This window comes from Paenibacillus sp. J22FR83 (assembly GCF_059691955.1).
The window spans coordinates 226,011-243,176 of the sequence record NZ_JCAUAM010000004.1; the positions used below are offsets into that span (position 1 = coordinate 226,011).

The following is a 17,166-nucleotide window of genomic DNA, read 5'->3' on the forward strand; positions in this document are numbered from 1 at the left end:
TGTTTCTTTTGTCCAAATGAAAGATCATATTGCCCATGGGTTCAGGGTTTTGATCATTGTATAATAAGGGCAAATAGCAGAGAGGAGCATTATCCTGATATGAAGAATCACTTTTTCAATGCACACCATTCGCCAATCGGCGCATTTGCAAGCTTTACACTTGGATTTCCAGGCAAGAGCGGAGGGTTCGATCTTGAACAAGCACGTCCGCCAAAGCAAAATATATATATTGGACTAGAAACGACCCAAGGAGGCACTTATGATGCATTGCCTTTCTTTGAGTATGTGAGTGAGGACGAAAGTCTTCGTTATGATATCGAAAATCCGGATCCAAAGCCGAAAAAAAAGAAAACGGTATTCCCATTTGCACAGGATGAGGTTGGGCGAGAATTCAATGTCAGTACGGATACGTGGACAGCTGGGGATTTGACATTCACACTTATATCTCCTGCTCAGTCTGTACCTGATCCTACAACAGCCAGTGATGAGGAGTTACGTTTAGCGCTCGTTCCCGCAGTGCTTGCTAAGATAACTGTGGATAATACCAAAGGAACAGCAGCAAGACGAGTATTCTTCGGTTATCAGGGATCAGATCCCTACAGTGCGATGCGCAGGTTGGATGATACGATGGAAGGTGCCGCGGGAATAGGTCAAGGCCGAATTACGGCGATTGTTTCCAAGGATCCTGATGTACGTTCAGGACTTTATTTTAGTATTGAAGATATTTTGAAAATGAAAATTGCAGAAAACTTGACTTTCGGACTCGGTACCGTTGGAGCTTTATTCGCGGATACCCCTCCTGGTGAGAAACGTTCGTATGATTTCGCCATTTGTTTCCACCGTGGAGGCATTGTAACGGCAGGTCATGATGCATCCTATACTTACACACGTCTATTCAAGAATATTGAGGCCGTTGCCCATTATGCGTTAGGTCATTTCAATGAATTATTCGCATTAGCGCAAACTTCAGATGCCAACATTGCAAATTCTCGCTTATCGGATGATCAGAAGTTCATGCTTGCCCATGCGATCCGCAGCTATAATGGGAACACGCAACTGCTGGATATGGATGATGAGCCATTCTGGATCGTGAATGAAGGCGAATACCGGATGATGAACACGTTCGATTTGACAGTTGACCAATTGTTCTATGAGATAGCTGCCAATCCTTGGACGGTTCGCAATGAACTTGATATGTTCGTGAAACGGTATAGTTATGAAGACAAAGTTTGTTTCCATGGCGATCCTACAGAATACCCGGGTGGCATTTCGTTCACGCATGATATGGGCGTAGCTAACACGCTGTCTCGTCCAGGATACTCCGCTTATGAGCTCTACGGTTTGGACGATTGTTTCTCTCACATGACGCATGAGCAGTTAGTGAATTGGACTTTATGCGGAGCAACCTATGTAGCTCACACCGATGATCAAGCATGGCTGCAAGCGAATCTTGCGATTTTCGAGAAATGTTTAACGAGTATGCTGCATCGCGATCATCCGAATCCAGAACTACGCAACGGGATTATGTCACTGGACAGCACACGCACGATGGGCGGAGCAGAAATCACGACGTATGACAGTTTGGATGTCTCGCTGGGACAATCGCGTAACAATATTTATATGGCGGGCAAATGTTGGGCGGCTTACGTGGCGATGGAAACGATTTTTGCTCAAAATGGTAGAGAAGATCTGGCTCTTATCGCAAGCGAGCAGGCGTTGAAATGTGCACAAACGGTCACGTCTTACGTTACGGAAGAAGGGTACATACCTGCGGTTGTTGGTGAAGGGAATGATTCCAAAATCATTCCAGCCATTGAAGGCCTAGTTTTCCCATACTTCACGGGCAATAAATCGGCATTGGATATCCATGGTCCTTATGGTTTTTATATCGAAGCATTAAAAAAACATCTGGATGTTGTCCTTGTTGAAGGTACTTGCCTATTCGCGGATGGCGGTTGGAAGCTTTCTTCGACGAGCAATAACTCCTGGTTAAGCAAAATTTATTTGTGCCAATTCGTCGCACGCGAAATCTTAGATCTACCTTGGGATGAAAAGGGAGCTGGGGCAGATGCAGCCCATGTTGCTTGGTTGACGCATCCTACCTTGTCCATCTGGAGCTGGAGTGATCAAATTATCTCCGGTGAGATTACGGGGAGCAAGTATTATCCGCGCGGGGTTACGAGCATTTTGTGGCTGCAAGAAACGAAATAGTAACATAGGAGCAACTGAAGCTATTCGCTTTGGTTGCTTTTTTGTTGGCACTATTTGTAAAATAGAAGGGATGAGGTGCGTTCGATTGGAGGTAATTGAACATTATGAAAAAAGAAATCTCAGCAGGCGGTGTCGTTTACCGACAAATTGGCGATGATTTTCAAATATTACTTATCGAAGATCGCTATCGGAAACTGGCTTTTGCGAAAGGTCGTATGGAAGCCGGGGAGACGATTGAGCAAGCAGCGCTTCGAGAAATAAAAGAAGAAACCAATATTGATGGCAAGATTATTCAGCCGCTTATCATCAATTATTATCAGTTCGAGCACTCCGAACATGGACAAGTCGAGAAGGAAACACACTATTATTTGGTCGAAGCCCTTAGTGCTGAACTCAAAGCTCAAACAGAGGAAATTCGCGGAGTGAATTGGCACAATGCGGAGGAAGTGTGGGCAGAACACAATTTGAACGGTTATGAGAATAATCGCGGTATTTTAAAAATGGCGCTTGAAATCTTGGGGTTTCTAGGCGAAACGGATGAGATGAAGGTATAAGGTAAGCATGTAGATTTTAGGGGGGCGAAACTTTTGAATATGAAAAACGAATTACCACTGCTTCATGTCGAAGATCAACTTGCTTTTGAACAGTGGCTTGCGATAAATCATAGCACCTCTCCGGGCGTTCGGTTGCAAATCGCAAAGAAAGGAGCTCGCATTCGAACGGTTTCTTACGATCAAGCTCTTGAAAGTGCCCTGTGTTATGGGTGGATTGATAGCCAGAAAGAAAAGGCGGACGAGCAGTCCTGGCTGCAACGCTTTACGCCGCGTGGTGCTCGAAGTATTTGGTCCAAAGTGAATAAAGACAAGGCTGAGGTTCTAATTGCCAATGGAAAAATGAAGCCGTCAGGCTTGAAAGCCATAGAAGCTGCGAAGAAGAATGGGCAGTGGGAGAAGGCATATGAATCGCAAAGTAACGCAACCATTCCAGAGGATTTTGCGTTGGAATTGGAGCGAAATAGCGATGCGAAGGCATTCTATGAGACGCTGGATCGGCAAAATAAATATGCGATTACGTTCCGCATTCATACTGCCAAGAAGCAAGAAACGCGTCTGAAGCGAATTCAGGAGTTCATTACGATGCTCGAGAATGGAGAAAAAATTTATCCTTAGACTTTCACATACAGAGAGGAAACGCACATCATGACGAATAAGCTTTATTATGAAAATGCCTATCAACAGGAGTGGCAAACTACGATTCTTGAAAAAATGGAACGCGAAGATGGTTATTATGTCCTCTTGGAAGAGACGGCATTTTATCCGCATGGTGGTGGACAGCCTTGTGATGCTGGGGAGATTAATGGTATTCCTGTCCTGGATGTACTACTGGAGGAGGACGAAGTTCTACATAAGCTAGAGCGGATGCCTGAAGATACGCATGTGAATTGTAAGCTGGACTGGCAACTCCGTTTCGATCATATGCAGCAGCATAGCGGTCAGCATTTACTGTCGGCGGTATGCCGAGATCTATTTGAAGCTAATACGGTGAGCTTTCATCTGGGCACGGATTACTGCACCATTGATGTCGAGACGCTTGATCTTGAATCAAGTAAACTGGCAGCGATTGAGATTGAGGTGAATCGTAAGATTTACGAGAATCGCTCGATCAGCAGCTATTTCGTTACACCTGAGGAGTTAGCTCGGTTGCCGCTTGTCAAACAACCTAAGGTGACGAAGAACATTCGCATTGTTGAGATTAGTGGCGTAGAGTTTAACGCATGCGGAGGTACGCATGTTTCGTCAACGGGCGAAATCGGGATGATTAAGCTTTTGAAAACAGAGAAGCAAAAGGGCAACACTCGGATTTACTTCCTATGTGGCTTTCGTGCGTTAGCTGAATTTAACGAGAATGTGAGAGTTCTAGGGGCACTGTCTAGTAAATTCAATACGGGTAGAGATGAAATCATGGACCGTATTGCGAAGTGGGAGCATGAGCACAAGCTTGTTCAAACTGAGTTAGCCGGGCTGAAAGAGAAACTAGATGAATACTTGGCGCAGGAGATGTTGGCTGTGTGTCAGGAGGTCATCGCCCAAGAGTTCGACGATCGGTCTTTGAAAGATATGCAGAGTTTAGCGACGAATGTTGCGTCAAAGACAGATTTGCCTATCTTGTTTCTGAGTCGTTCGGAGAACAAAGTTGTATTTGCACATAATGGCCAGTACGCACAAGCTTGCGGTGCTTTCTTCAAAGCTCATCTAGGAAATTACAACGGCAAAGGCGGCGGCAGTGATAAATTAGCGCAAGCGGGGTTCGCAAACGGTGAGGATGCTTTGGCCTTTTACAACTTTGCGGTAGCGCAATTGAGAGGGAAATAAGGAAGATCGTTTGGAGGGATGTTATGAAGAAACGGTTAACCATTTTTTTCGTAGCAGCTGTGTTAGTCATTGGGGGTTATTTTATTTCGGGCTTCTTTAGGTCCGAACCACCCAAACCGACGATTATGGCTGGCGATAAGAAAATTGCTTTCGCGCAAGGTTCTTATTGTTGGTCAGGTTTCCTTGGGGGAAAGTGCGCGGATATGGTCGCTCCCCGAGAACTTATTCGTTATGCGGGACTGCAACCCGTTGTGGTCTCACCTGAATCCCAAATCTCAATTAAATTTAGAGTTAAGCCTAAGCAAAATTCATTGAGTGTTCAGTTATGGACAGATGACGATAGGTCCCCTGCAAATGTGCAACTCAAGAATCAAATGTTGACGGTACCCAAGGAGAAAGGCGTGTACATATACGGAGTTTCCGCAAATTGGAGGAAAGGAAGTTCCGTTTATTTTTTTGTGATAGAGGTTCAATGAATAAGGTCTGAAGTTCTTTCTTTCTGAAACTTGAACAATGTTAACGACCGTGTTACTATTAGATTGTTAGACAATCGTCTAAATATAAGGTTATGGACTCATTTTAATATTCTTATTTCTTCTAATGGAGGCACATACTTATGAAAACGAATGCTGCAATCCCCTTAAAAGTGATCTCGGCTATGCTAGCTTTAACCGTCAGTCTCCCGACTGTCTCAAGTGCTGCGGCAACGAAGACGCTGGAGGTCACTCCGGCTTCACAAGTCCAAATCGCTGTGGACCGTTCAGCGCAAATCGTCCCTTTACGTGCAGTTGTCGAAACGCTCGGTGGAGAAGTGCTGTGGGACGAGACCAACTCGTCTGTAACTGTCAAGTATCTCGGGCATGTATTTTTCTTGAAAATAGGCAGCGCTGAAGCCGTAATCGACGGCAAGGCGATGACATTGCCTTCAGCGGCGCAACTCATAGAAGAACGCACCAATGTTGCGCTTCATGCGCTCAATGAAGCACTAGGTACCACAATCGGTTGGGATGACCAAGCCCAAGCCATCATCTTTGACAAAAGGGATCTCACCGGCAAAGCGACAGCTTTTATTGCCTCTGCTTTGGGCTCTTCATCCAACAGTTCAACGAAGTTTTTTAGTGCCAATTTGGGGTCAGTTGCTACCGCGGATACTATCAAACAATTTTTCGGAGTCGCAACAGCTCAACTTGGAAGTTTTAAAGGAGTTAGCAAACTCACGTCTGACAAAACCATTGTGCACGAGAATGTGAGGCTCACCCTGACATTTGAAAAGAGTGAAATACCGTTCGTCCTCAGATTTAATCATGAGGGAGAAATCGATGACTTTTTGATGGATACTTCCGCGGCAACGAAGCTAGAAGGTTACCAACTGCCGAGCTATGCGAATTCGGAATCATATAGCGAGAAAGAAGTGACGATCGGTGAAGGTCGCTGGGCTTTACCTGGCACATTGACGCTGCCGAAAGGAAACGGACCGCATCCTGTGGTTGTGCTTGTACACGGATCGGGGCCGAATGACCGTGACGAGTGGCTTGGTGCGCTGAAGCCGTTCAGTGATCTTGCAGCAGGCTTGGCTTCACAAGGAATTGCCGTTCTGCGTTACGACAAACGGAGCCTTGAATATCCAGCGCAGCTCAGTCTTTTGCCAAATATGACGATGAAAGAAGAAGCGCTTGACGATGCGCTTATCGCTGTCAAACAGATGAGCAATACCGAAGGCATCGATCCGAAACAGATTTATGTACTCGGACACAGCCAAGGAGGTTTCATGATGCCGCGTCTAGTGGAAGCAGATAAAAACAAGCAAATTGCTGGAGCTGTGCTCATGTCAGCGCCTGGAGGGTCCTTCTTCGACTTATTGGAGAAACAGTTTTCTTATCTCGTAGATCTGAAACAGATGCCTTCCCAAACGTTGGACTTTTATAAAGGGCAGTTTGCCATCCTGAAGGATCCTAACTTGTCCGCGGCCAACCCTCCGAAAGAATATTCACTCGGAAATTGGTTTATGGACCTACGGAGCTATGAGCCCGCTGAAATGGCGAAGACTCAGACAGGAAAAATGCTCATCCTACAGGGAGGGCGCGATTATCAAGTCATGCAGGAACAGCTTGATATCTGGAAGAACAATCTGAAAGATCGGAATGATGTTACGTATCGCCTGTACCCAAAACTCAATCACTTCTATACCGAAGGCGAGGGAGCCATGAGCACGCCTCAGGAATACTTCAAGGGGGCTAACATCCCGTCCGAAGTTATCAACGACATCGGCAATTGGGTTAAAAACAAATAAGTTTGCATAAAAACTTGAAATACATTTAGATTAACGCTATTATAGACTCATAAAGTCTTTAATCGAGGTGTGAAAATGAAATACTCACAGGCGACCGATTATGCCCTTCATGCGATGCTCTATCTGGTACACTCCGGACCTGATAAGCCTGTTGGTGTGCAAGTGCTTGCTGAGAAGCTTAGCGTTTCACAGACATATTTATCCAAATTGATGACGAAGCTTGTCAAGGCCGGATTGATCCAATCTTCACCTGGAGCTAACGGTGGATATCGCGTCAAACATAATTACGGGGACATTTCCTTCCTCGATATCATTCGGGCTATTGAAGGAATTGCTTCACTATTCGAATGCAGCTTTAATCATGGGAGTGAATGTCAGATTCAACAAGTTGTGATGGATGCTGAACGACAGTTGGAGCAATATTTGGGAAATAAGAAAATTGCGGATTTAGTTAAGCGGGGGGAGACGGAGTAAGATCCGTCCCTTTTTTTAGACCTATTATAGATATTGAGAGTCTATTAAGTCTCTAATAAGAATGAGGAGAGGATTTAATCATGAACAAGACGTTGAACTATGATTGTGTAATTATCGGTGGAGGACCAGCAGGACTGAATGCAGCATTGGTACTAGGAAGAGCTAGAAAGAATGTGCTGCTTCTTGATGAAGGGCAACCACGTAATCAGGTTACTCGCGAATCGCATGGTTTCCTTACACGGGATGGGATCAAACCAAGCGAGTTTCGGCGGATTGCAATCGAACAGATTCGCGCATATCCATCTGTTGATTTTGCATCGGACACGGCTGTATCCCTAACAGGAAGCGATGGGGATTTTCAAATTACGACGGCTCAGGGATTGCGGTTCCAAGGGAAGAAGGTGCTTTTTGCAGTAGGTAAAAAAGACGCTCCGTTGGATATTAACGGTTTGGCCGAGGTATACGGCAAGAGTGCTTTCGTGTGTCCGTATTGTGATGGTTGGGAGCTGAGGGATCAGTCGCTCGTCGTCATTGTGAATGGAGCGAAGGCGTTTCACTTCGCGAAAGTGATCTCAGGTTGGACGGATAAGTTCACCATATGCACGAATGGACCTCACGGTTTGTCAGATGCTGAGAGAGAAGAACTCCAACAACATAATGTACCGCTCTACGATGCACCCATCCGTACGATAGTTTCAAAGGAAGGCCAAGTTCAACATGTCGAACTAGTGGACGGAACACAGCTTCCTTGTACAGGTATTTTCTTTGGCCCGAAACTAATAATTGGATCCGAGTTGCCGCAAAGTATCGGTTGTGCGATGACAGAGTTGGGGACCGTTGTGGTTGACAATCTTGGTAAGACGAATGTTCCTGGGATCTATAGTGCCGGGGATGCGGCATCAGAGATGCAACAACTGATTATGGCTGCTTCGTTAGGCGCACTAGCGGGTATCGCAATAAATAGTGAATTGCTCATTGAGAATTGGGATAAGGCGAATTTGCAGTAAATAAAAGCAACATGAATGGAGATTACCTTATATGAACGATAACTATACTCATAATTCAGACATGGCTCATCATTATGAAATCAACGCTCGAATTTCGATACCCTCATATGACGCGTTATTTGGGATGGTACAATCTTATTTTCGAGCAGAAATAAGTGGTGAAGGGGCTTCGGTATTGGTTATCGGAGCAGGTGGGGGAAATGAACTTACCGCATGGGGACCCACTAATCCTGCATGGACTTTCACAGGCGTAGATATTTCTGAAGACATGCTGAAGATTGCCAAATATAAAACAAATCAACTGGATTTGTCTAATCGGGTGAATCTCATTCATGGAACGATACATGATGTGCCAGAAGCTGAAGCGGTATTCGATGCCGCAAGCTGCATTTTGGTTCTACATTTCATCGACAATGTCCAAGAAAAGCTGGAGCTGCTCAAGGGAATTCATGCGCGGTTAAAGCCAGGAGCTCCATTTGTACTTGTAACTGCGTACGGAGATCGCGAGAGCTCTGAACTTAAGGATAGATTGCATGTCTGGAGAAGCTTCTGGTTGGATGCGGGGAGATCGCCTTCCACGGTCAACGAGATGGTGAACACAGGGATTATGAAAATATCCTTCATGCCTGAGGAGCAAATCGAAGGATTATTGCAAGAATCCGGCTTTACGCATATTACGAAATTTTTTGTAACAGGACTATTCGGGGGTTGGATGGGTCATGCAGGAAGTCATAGCGAGGACATCGAATGAGATGTGTAAACCCGGGTGCCATTCATCTAACCGATCCGGCGGGAGTACGCTGACATTTTACAGAATAACATGACCTTATTTGGAGGAGAAGCCGTTGAATATTCGTGTTCTGGATGAACAAGATGCAAAGATCTATCAAGAATTAAGATTAAGTGCGCTGCAGAACAATCCAGAAGCATTTGGATCAACGTATGAGCGGGAAGTTCATTTTACGTTGGATATGGTAGCTGAGCGTATTAGACCCAAGAAGGATACGTTTGTACTTGGCGCAGTGGATGAAAGTGGTGTGCTGATCGGATCGGTCTCGTTTGTAAGGGAGTGTAGTCTGAAGACAGCTCATAAAGGCAATGTGTATGCCATGTATGTGGCTCAGGATGGGCGTGGTCAAGGGTTAGGGAAAAAGCTTCTGAGTGAACTTATTCGGAGAGTCACTGAAATCGATGGTGTTGAGCAAATTAATCTAGCTGTCATGTCTACGAATGAAGTTGCGAAGAAACTATACGAATCGCTTGGATTCATCGTTTATGGTGTGGAGCGAAACGCATTGAAATACAATGGTCAGTATTATGATGAGGATTTGATGGTGAGGAGACTGAATGAGTAGGAGTAAGGCGATGATTTCAATCGATGTGGTCCAATCAACAAAGGGGCCGTCCCACTGCCGCATCTCATTTAGATGTAAAAACTACAGCTAATATGCTCGAATTTGAGGTATTTTCGTGATTAGATGGAAAAACTACAGGTAAATTCTATGAAATATGAAAAATCGATACAATTGAAGGAATTTAACTACATGAAATACAGTTAATCATCCGAATTCGGTAAATCCGTTCCAAATAGATGGAGAAATTCCAGTGAAATTACTTACGGGTAGTCGTTTTATTATTTATAGGTCAATAACGAATAAAGAGGCGTTTCAACAAGTCTACATCGACTTTTGAGACAGCCTCTTTTGTCGTTATTATTCGGACGTATGACTAGCTTGCACGAACTGATTAGAAAACATACGAGAATAGGTTCCTTTTTGGCTCATTAATGCGTTGTGATTTCCCTGTTCGGCGATTTTCCCTTGATCAATAACCATGATTGTATCGGCATTTCGGATCGTATTCAAACGGTGAGCAATGATGAAGCTTGTACGGCCCTTCATGATAGAGAGTAGCGCTTCCTGAATATGAAGTTCTGTCCGGGTATCAATGCTGCTCGTTGCCTCATCGAGGATGAGAATAGAAGGATCGGCTAAAATAACTCGAGCGATCGCCAACAACTGTCGTTGGCCTTGACTTAAATTGCCGCCGTTCTCCGAGAGCAGCGTATCGTAGCGCTGTGGTAACCGACTAATAAAGGTGTCGGCATTGGCTAGCTTAGCCGCTGCGATCACATCACTGTCAGTTGCATCTGGGTTGCCGTATTTAATGTTCTCCTTAATCGAACCGGAGAATAAATAGGTGTCCTGTAGCACGATGCCGAAACTTCGGCGAAGAGAACTGCGCGTATACGTCTTAATATCTCGTCCATCAATTAAAATGGTACCACTAGTCGCATCATAGAATCGTGTAACGAGATTTACAATTGTCGTTTTGCCGGCACCTGTTGGTCCGACGAGCGCCAAGCTGCTGCCCGCAGCTGTCTCGAAACTGACATCTTGGATAATCGGTCTATCCTTCTGATAGCCGAAAGTCACATTTTGAAAAGCAACGTGTCCAATCGGTTTAAGCAGATCAACGGCTCCTGGTTCATCCTCGGTTTCCTCCGCTTCATCCAACACTTCAAAAGCACGCTCTGCGCCTGCTACACCAGATTGCAGCACATTATAAGTGTTCGCAATCTCATTCAGTGGCCTCACGAATTGACGTGAATAGCTAAGGAAACTCGCAATGACACCGACGGTGATATGTCCTTTGACGGCCAAAATGCCACCAACGATTGCTACGGAAGAGAAGCCGATGTTGTTGATTACACCAAGGATGGGCATCAGAAACCCGGACCAAATTTGCGCTTTTAGCCCAACCTCATACAATCGACCGTTTACCGTATTGAACTCTTGGATCGCTTTGTGCTCACGATTAAAAGCTTTAACAACGAGAAGGCCAGAAATTGTTTCTTCAATATGGCCGTTTAGTTTACCAAGCTGTGCCTGTTGCTCTTTGAATAGCACGCTGGTACGTTTGGTAATTGTTTTGGCTAGCAAAAAAACGAGCGGAACCGTAATGAGCGTTGCTAACGTTAAGGTGGGACTTAAAATGAGCATCATGATGAAAGATCCAACGATAGCAATCGATCCCGTCATCAACTGAGTTGTTGCTTGAGAGATGGAGTTGCTTACATTATCAATATCATTGGATAGTCGGCTCATCACATCACCATGCGTGCGACCGTCGAAATATGCAAGGGGCAGCTTGTGCAGCTTCGCAAACATTGTTTGCCGCAGTCTCCGTACGACGCGTTGTGCGAGTCCTGCCATGACCCAGCTCTGCATAAAGGTAAGTCCGCCGTCTGCAATATAAGCTGCTAACAGAACAATCAATACCACATCGAGTACGTTATAATCAACTTGGCCGCCAGCCATGGCATCAACGGCGACTCCTATTAGATAAGGGCCAACTAAAGTTAAGGCAGCGTCTGCTAGTATAAACAGAAAGACGATTGTCAACCACTTGCGTTCTGTTCCCATATAGGACCAGAGGCGGCGTAAAGTATTTCTAAAATCTTTGGGTTTCACCTTAGGAGCACGCCCTCCACCACGGGCTATAGGTCCAGTAATCATCGGAACGTCAGGCGGTTGTTGACGAGAACTTTCATTCGGATTTGACATGATGTGGGATCTCCTTTCCGAATTGGGATTGACAAATCTCTATATAGATAGAGCAACTAGTCAATAACTCCTCATGTGTACCGACGCCAACGACTTCACCATCGTCCATAACGACGATTTTGTCTGCATCCATGACCGAAGTAATACGCTGCGCAATGATCAGGCATGTCACACCAGAGGCAAATGCCTTGAGTGATTGTTTGATTTTCGCCTCTGTAGCCGTGTCTAAGGCGCTCGTACAATCGTCGAGAATGAGAATGTCGGGTTTACGAATGAGTGCGCGTGCGATGGATAGCCGCTGTTTCTGTCCCCCGGACAAGTTCACGCCCCTTTGCCCCAGCTTCGTTTCATAGCCTTCGGGGAATGCAGCTACGAAGCCATGTGCTTCCGCCATGATCGCGGCTTGCTCAATCTCTTCACGTGTTGCTTGCTCATGACCCCAACGCAAATTCTCGGCAATCGTTCCACTGAACAGAATCGTGTTCTGGGGAACGATGGCAATGTGATTACGCAGCTTGGAAGGATCCAACTCGCGTATATCTACACCATCCACATGAATTGAGCCAGAGCTCGCATCATAGAAGCGGGGAATGAGACTCACAAGGCTGCTTTTGCCAGACCCCGTGGAACCGATAATGCCAACCGTTTCTCCCGGAAGACAGGTTAAGTTAATATCTTTCAAAATCGGTTTACCAACCCCACCGTCATAAGCAAATGATACATCTGCAAATTCGATTCGGCCTCTGGGGTGTTGAATTCGTAAGCGGGAAGCATCGTTCCAAGTCATTTCATTGATCTCATTGAAAACTTCACCGATCCGTGTAGCTGAAGCTTTGGCTCGAACGAACATATTGAATACCATCGAAATCGTCAGCAGGGCAAACAATATTTGCGTCATATAGTTAACGAAAGCGACGATATGGCCAACTTGCATCCCATGCTGGTTAACCCGCCAAGCGCCTAACCATAGCACAGCAACGATACCGAAATTGACAGTCAGTAGAATCGAGGGATTAAAGATTGCAAGCAGTCGTGTTACCTGGATGGACTTATCCTGATAGTCTATATTAGCCTTGTGAAACTTCTCGGCTTCATGATCAAATCGATTAAATGCTTTGACGACACGTATGCCGGACAAATACTCTCGAATAACCCGGTTGACATTATCGAGCGCTCTCTGCACATTCACATACCTGGCAAAACCGACTTTCAAATTTAATGCCACAAGCACACCGACAATGGGAACTACAATAAGTAACACCACGGCGAGATGCATGTTAAGTCTTACTGCCATAATGAGACTACCTATACATAAGAGAGGTGCTTTAACAAAGATACGCATGAGACCATTCACAAAATTCTGCACCTGAGTTACATCGTTCGTAAGTCGTGTAATGAGTGAGGCACGTTCAAATCGTTCGATATTGGTAAACGAAAGGGATTGTATTTTTTCGAATAAATCGGCTCTAAGCTCTGTGCCGAATTTCTGCGATACACGACTGGCAACAATATTCCGAATCGAAGCCGCGACTGCACCGAATGCTGTAATCAGAAGCATTAACCCGCCCATGCGCAGCACGTAATCAAGTCGTTTCTCAGCAACGCCAATGTCTAGTATGTGGGACATGATCGTTGGTTGCAGCAAATCCGCAAGCGCTTCCAGCATGACGAAAAACACAGCAACTAGAAATAGTTTCCAGTGTCTCCTGACATATTTCTTCATAAAAACCATTGGGTCTCACTCCTCTTCCCGCAGTCCATAATCATTCTTAGTTAATAGCCATTTTATAACGGATGCCATTTCACGTGCAATAAAAGGATGCAAACAATCCATAGATCATTCAGGTGAATGAATGGTATAATGCGGTAAATATTATGTGCATATAAGGTGAAAATGGAAAGGTTGGGACTATCATGAGTCAAGCATTGATTGCTGCCGCTGAGCAGGGAGATACCGAAGGATTATTACAACTACTAGAAACAGGGGTCAACTTGAATGAGCGAGATCATAGAGGCAGGACGGCTATCATGGCGGCAACGCATGCTAATAATCCTGTAATCGTACAGATTTTGATTGAAGCTGGAGCAGATATCAACCTGAAAGACGATAAGCAGGATAATCCTTTTCTTTATGCAGGAGCTGAAGGACGTCTTGAAATATTGAAGCTGCTTATAGATGCTGGGGCCGATACGAAGTTGACGAATCGTTTCGGAGGAAATGCGCTCATACCTGCTGCAGAAAAAGGTCATGTTGAAAATGTAAGCGTGCTGCTATCAACGACAGATGTGGAAGTCAACCACATTAACAACCTGGGTTGGACTGCATTGCTTGAAGTGACCATTTTGAGCAATGGTGGACTCAAACATCAGCAAATTGCCAGGCTGCTTATTGACCATGGCGCGAACGTACATATCGCCGATCGAGATGGTGTTACGCCGCTGCAACATGCTAATAGAAATAACTTTAGAGAAATTGTACAAATATTGAAGGATGCAGGAGCGTAATGATAGAGATCAATAGGAACTACTGGGCTTGATAAAACAGCAGCAGTCTAGGACGTTATTTTCTCGTCCATGGGTGATGCTGTTTTTTTTGTGCAGATTACTTTGCATACACATATCTGAAAATATGTCCAATGGTTCATGAATATCGTCATGGCAACGTTTTCTAGAAAACCTTATAGTTAAATTGTGGTTAAGGCAAGGAATGAAGGAGGGGCGCAGCATTCGAATTGGCAAGTGGAGAAACCTAAAGATACAGGTACGGGGATGGCAAGCAAAGGAAAGAGCGATCTAAGGTCCATTGGCGTGGGAACTCCTTAGAATCGCTCTCGGTAGTGAGAATGAATTTCTGCCCGAAATTCACAACTCACTACAATTTTGACACAAATTCAGCTGGATAAGCAAGTACAAATTATGTGTTTAAAATTGAAGGGAGTTAACGACGATGAGAAAAATGAGAAATTTACAGATGATGGGTGCAGCAGGTTTATCGATGGCTTTGGTTCTGGCAGGATGTTCGTCTTCGAAAACAGCAGAAACGTCTCCAGCAGCGGTTTCCCCTGCGGCAACACAGGCGGCAGCGGCGACGAAAGCACCAGAGCCAGCGAAAAGCGGAGAGAAAGTAACTGTGAACTTCTGGAATCCTTTCTCAGGCAACGATGGTCCTTTTATGAAGAAAATCGTGGATAACTATAATAAATCGCAAGATAAATATACAGTGAAAATGACCATTCAACCGAATGGTGACTACTATAAGTTGCTTGATACGGCAATTGCTACGAAAAAAGGTGTACCGGATGTTGCGATCATGCATCTTGACCAAACACCTACATACATTGCAAAGGATCAGCTGCAACCGCTAGATGCCATTGCCAAAGCTGTTGGCGTTGAGAAAAGCAACTTTCCTCCTGCAACAGTGGAATACTCGACGAAGGACAATAACTGGTACAGCATTCCGCTTGATATCCATCCATTAGTGATGTATTACAACAAAGATTTGTTTAAAGCGGCTGGAATTACGAAAGTGCCTACGAACCGTCAAGAGTTCGTTGATGCAGCAGTGAAGTTAACCGATGCTTCCAAAGGGATTTGGGGAGCGGCAATGCCGACCTTCTGGATCCAGAATTTCTTGTTCCCGACGGTATTGTTTCAGAATGGCGGCGATTTCTTAGACGATAAAGGCAACATTGCCTACAACTCACCAGCGGGTGTAGAAGCGGTTACTTTCATGAGAAGTTTAACAACAATGAAAGTTTCACCTCCAACGGTAGCAGCAGATGGCGATTTCAACTTGTTCCAACAAGGAAAAAGCGCGATGCACTTCAATGGTCCATGGTCGAAGGATGCCTTCGATAAAGCGAAAATTAATTATGGTGTAGCTCCTGTTCCGCAATTAGGTACTGTGAAACAAGCGGTGTTTGGCGGGTCCCATAACTTCGTTATTCCTAAAGGAACAACAGATGCTGCAGTTCTTGCAGGTGTTGGTGATTTCTTGAAATATGTGAATGCCAATTCCATTGATTGGGCTGAGTCCGGTCAAGCAGTAGCTTCCAAAGTCGTACGTGATAGCGCAGCTTTCCAAGCGATGACACAACAACAAACCGAAGTAGCGAAAGAATTCGATTATGTGAAATTTGCACCAAAAGTATTAAATTGGGGCCCGATTTCCGACAGTATTTGGAGCGAGCTTGCGAATGCCCTTCAAGGTAAAAAAGATCCAAAAGCTGCGCTAGATGATGCAGCAGCCAAATCAACTGCAGCCATGAAGAAGTAATCATAGCACATCAACGTGGAGAGGCGGGTACCCTGTACCCGTCTTCCCTTTTAAAGAAGAGGAGGAAATCATTTGCCTACCCCATCACATTGGAAATCAAAGCTGACATCAAGCTTATTCATATTGCCTTATCTCCTTGCATTCTTAGCTTTTACGCTGATTCCCATTATTTATGGGTTCATCATTAGTTTGAAGCAGTACAATTTGTTAGACCCCGTGCATCCGTTCGTGGGGTTCGACAATTACAGCAAAATATTCACGAGTGGAACCCAAGAGAATGATTTATTTTTCATCGGAATGAAAGCTACACTGAAATTCGTCGTTTTTTCGGTTCCTTTTTTAGTCATCGTGGGACTTGGATTTGCCTTGTTGTTGAATGCACTTCCAGATAAATTGAGATCCCTGTTCCGTTCGATCTATTTCATTCCCTATGCGGTTTCTGCAACAGTCATGGCCGTAATTTGGAAGCGGATGTTCGACGTTACAGGCGGATTCTTTAATTTACTCCTTGCCAAAGTAGGCATTCGTGAGTTTGATCCAGTTCCCTGGCTGTTAGATACACCTTTCGTGTGGTTCGCGCTGGTTATCGCTACGCTATGGTGGACGATTGGATTCAATATGATCATTTTCGTCAATGCACTCAATGGTGTGCCTGTGGATCTGTATGAAGCAGCCAAAATCGATGGAGCAAATGGTTGGGATCGACTGAAGAGTATTACACTTCCGTTCATTAGACCTATATTTATTTTTGTACTGATTACCTCAACGATTGCTTCATATAACGTCTTCGCTCAGCCCAATCTGATGAGTAATGCAGGGGATGAAACGAAGGTATTACTGATGGGGATTTTGCAAACGGCCTACACAGCTAGAGAAATCGGATCAGCTTCAGCCATGGCGATTCTGATGGGTCTAACGATCATGATTGTGTCTGTTATTCAATTCAAAATCACCAGCAGGAAGGAGTAGA

General features: G+C 44.9%; 15 protein-coding genes. 13 read left to right on the forward strand and 2 right to left on the reverse strand.

The genetic code is table 11. From position 1 onward, the window contains the following. Positions 1-99 precede the first annotated feature (99 nt). The 10 genes from AC58PV_RS09565 (at position 100) to AC58PV_RS09610 (ending at position 9,709) form a co-directional block, all read left to right on the forward strand. Positions 100-2,211, forward strand: a complete 2,112-nt coding sequence (locus AC58PV_RS09565; RefSeq protein ID WP_497432026.1) for a glycoside hydrolase family 52 protein — start codon at positions 100-102, stop codon at positions 2,209-2,211. 104 nt (positions 2,212-2,315) lie between these two features. Next, on the forward strand, positions 2,316-2,765 hold the full coding sequence (locus tag AC58PV_RS09570) for an NUDIX hydrolase (protein WP_497432027.1): 450 nt from the start codon (positions 2,316-2,318) through the stop codon (positions 2,763-2,765). A 39-nt stretch (positions 2,766-2,804) separates the two neighbouring features. Beyond that, the gene (locus AC58PV_RS09575; RefSeq protein WP_497432162.1) at positions 2,805-3,380 is read left to right on the forward strand and encodes a YdeI/OmpD-associated family protein; all 576 of its coding nucleotides are present in this window, start codon (positions 2,805-2,807) and stop codon (positions 3,378-3,380) included. Positions 3,381-3,410: 30 nt separating this feature from the next. Further along, the gene (locus AC58PV_RS09580; protein WP_497432028.1) at positions 3,411-4,583 is read left to right on the forward strand and encodes an alanyl-tRNA editing protein; all 1,173 of its coding nucleotides are present in this window, start codon (positions 3,411-3,413) and stop codon (positions 4,581-4,583) included. A 23-nt stretch (positions 4,584-4,606) separates the two neighbouring features. Beyond that, the gene (locus AC58PV_RS09585) at positions 4,607-5,059 is read left to right on the forward strand and encodes a hypothetical protein (protein ID WP_497432029.1); all 453 of its coding nucleotides are present in this window, start codon (positions 4,607-4,609) and stop codon (positions 5,057-5,059) included. 140 nt (positions 5,060-5,199) lie between these two features. Then, a complete protein-coding gene (locus tag AC58PV_RS09590; protein WP_497432030.1) occupies positions 5,200-6,873 on the forward strand; it encodes an alpha/beta fold hydrolase in 1,674 nt (557 codons plus the stop codon). A 75-nt stretch (positions 6,874-6,948) separates the two neighbouring features. Then, positions 6,949-7,347, forward strand: coding sequence for an RrF2 family transcriptional regulator (locus AC58PV_RS09595; RefSeq protein WP_497432031.1), 399 nt, complete (start codon positions 6,949-6,951; stop codon positions 7,345-7,347). 80 nt (positions 7,348-7,427) lie between these two features. Further along, on the forward strand, positions 7,428-8,354 hold the full coding sequence (locus AC58PV_RS09600; protein ID WP_497432032.1) for an NAD(P)/FAD-dependent oxidoreductase: 927 nt from the start codon (positions 7,428-7,430) through the stop codon (positions 8,352-8,354). Positions 8,355-8,385: 31 nt separating this feature from the next. Next, on the forward strand, positions 8,386-9,105 hold the full coding sequence (locus tag AC58PV_RS09605; protein ID WP_497432033.1) for a class I SAM-dependent methyltransferase: 720 nt from the start codon (positions 8,386-8,388) through the stop codon (positions 9,103-9,105). Between the two features lie 94 nt (positions 9,106-9,199). Beyond that, positions 9,200-9,709, forward strand: coding sequence for a GNAT family N-acetyltransferase (locus tag AC58PV_RS09610; RefSeq protein ID WP_497432034.1), 510 nt, complete (start codon positions 9,200-9,202; stop codon positions 9,707-9,709). 357 nt (positions 9,710-10,066) lie between these two features. On the opposite strand, the gene AC58PV_RS09615 is transcribed toward AC58PV_RS09610, so the two are convergent. Together AC58PV_RS09615 and AC58PV_RS09620 are read right to left on the reverse strand one after the other, a co-directional pair. Further along, positions 10,067-11,920 (reverse strand): ABC transporter ATP-binding protein, encoded by a 1,854-nt coding sequence (locus tag AC58PV_RS09615; protein ID WP_497432035.1) that lies wholly within the window; start codon positions 11,918-11,920, stop codon positions 10,067-10,069. After that, on the reverse strand, positions 11,904-13,652 hold the full coding sequence (locus AC58PV_RS09620; RefSeq protein ID WP_497432036.1) for an ABC transporter ATP-binding protein: 1,749 nt from the start codon (positions 13,650-13,652) through the stop codon (positions 11,904-11,906). Before AC58PV_RS09620 ends, AC58PV_RS09615 begins: the two co-directional genes overlap by 17 nt. A gap of 182 nt (positions 13,653-13,834) precedes the next feature. Here AC58PV_RS09620 and AC58PV_RS09625 point away from each other — a divergent pair, with 182 nt between their 5' ends. The 3 genes from AC58PV_RS09625 (at position 13,835) to AC58PV_RS09635 (ending at position 17,165) form a co-directional block, all read left to right on the forward strand. Beyond that, complete coding sequence (locus AC58PV_RS09625; RefSeq protein ID WP_497432037.1) at positions 13,835-14,425, forward strand: ankyrin repeat domain-containing protein; 591 nt, start codon at positions 13,835-13,837, stop codon at positions 14,423-14,425. Positions 14,426-14,867: 442 nt separating this feature from the next. Further along, positions 14,868-16,196: an ABC transporter substrate-binding protein gene (locus tag AC58PV_RS09630; RefSeq protein WP_497432038.1), complete on the forward strand. Its 1,329-nt coding sequence runs from the start codon at positions 14,868-14,870 to the stop codon at positions 16,194-16,196. A gap of 72 nt (positions 16,197-16,268) precedes the next feature. Continuing rightward, positions 16,269-17,165: a carbohydrate ABC transporter permease gene (locus AC58PV_RS09635; RefSeq protein ID WP_497432039.1), complete on the forward strand. Its 897-nt coding sequence runs from the start codon at positions 16,269-16,271 to the stop codon at positions 17,163-17,165. The last annotated feature ends 1 nt before the right edge of the window (position 17,166 follow it).

Excerpts from the sequence above, each read along its gene's own strand:
- AC58PV_RS09565 (WP_497432026.1), top strand. The coding sequence starts at position 100 with ATGAAGAATCACTTTTTCAATGCACACCATTCGCCAATCGGCGCATTT.
- AC58PV_RS09570 (WP_497432027.1), top strand. The coding sequence starts at position 2,316 with ATGAAAAAAGAAATCTCAGCAGGCGGTGTCGTTTACCGACAAATTGGC.
- AC58PV_RS09575 (WP_497432162.1), top strand. The coding sequence starts at position 2,805 with ATGAAAAACGAATTACCACTGCTTCATGTCGAAGATCAACTTGCTTTT.
- AC58PV_RS09580 (WP_497432028.1), top strand. The coding sequence starts at position 3,411 with ATGACGAATAAGCTTTATTATGAAAATGCCTATCAACAGGAGTGGCAA.
- AC58PV_RS09585 (WP_497432029.1), top strand. The coding sequence starts at position 4,607 with ATGAAGAAACGGTTAACCATTTTTTTCGTAGCAGCTGTGTTAGTCATT.
- AC58PV_RS09590 (WP_497432030.1), top strand. The coding sequence starts at position 5,200 with ATGAAAACGAATGCTGCAATCCCCTTAAAAGTGATCTCGGCTATGCTA.
- AC58PV_RS09595 (WP_497432031.1), top strand. The coding sequence starts at position 6,949 with ATGAAATACTCACAGGCGACCGATTATGCCCTTCATGCGATGCTCTAT.
- AC58PV_RS09600 (WP_497432032.1), top strand. The coding sequence starts at position 7,428 with ATGAACAAGACGTTGAACTATGATTGTGTAATTATCGGTGGAGGACCA.
- AC58PV_RS09605 (WP_497432033.1), top strand. The coding sequence starts at position 8,386 with ATGAACGATAACTATACTCATAATTCAGACATGGCTCATCATTATGAA.
- AC58PV_RS09615 (WP_497432035.1), bottom strand. The coding sequence starts at position 11,920 with ATGTCAAATCCGAATGAAAGTTCTCGTCAACAACCGCCTGACGTTCCG.
- AC58PV_RS09620 (WP_497432036.1), bottom strand. The coding sequence starts at position 13,652 with ATGGTTTTTATGAAGAAATATGTCAGGAGACACTGGAAACTATTTCTA.
- AC58PV_RS09625 (WP_497432037.1), top strand. The coding sequence starts at position 13,835 with ATGAGTCAAGCATTGATTGCTGCCGCTGAGCAGGGAGATACCGAAGGA.
- AC58PV_RS09630 (WP_497432038.1), top strand. The coding sequence starts at position 14,868 with ATGAGAAAAATGAGAAATTTACAGATGATGGGTGCAGCAGGTTTATCG.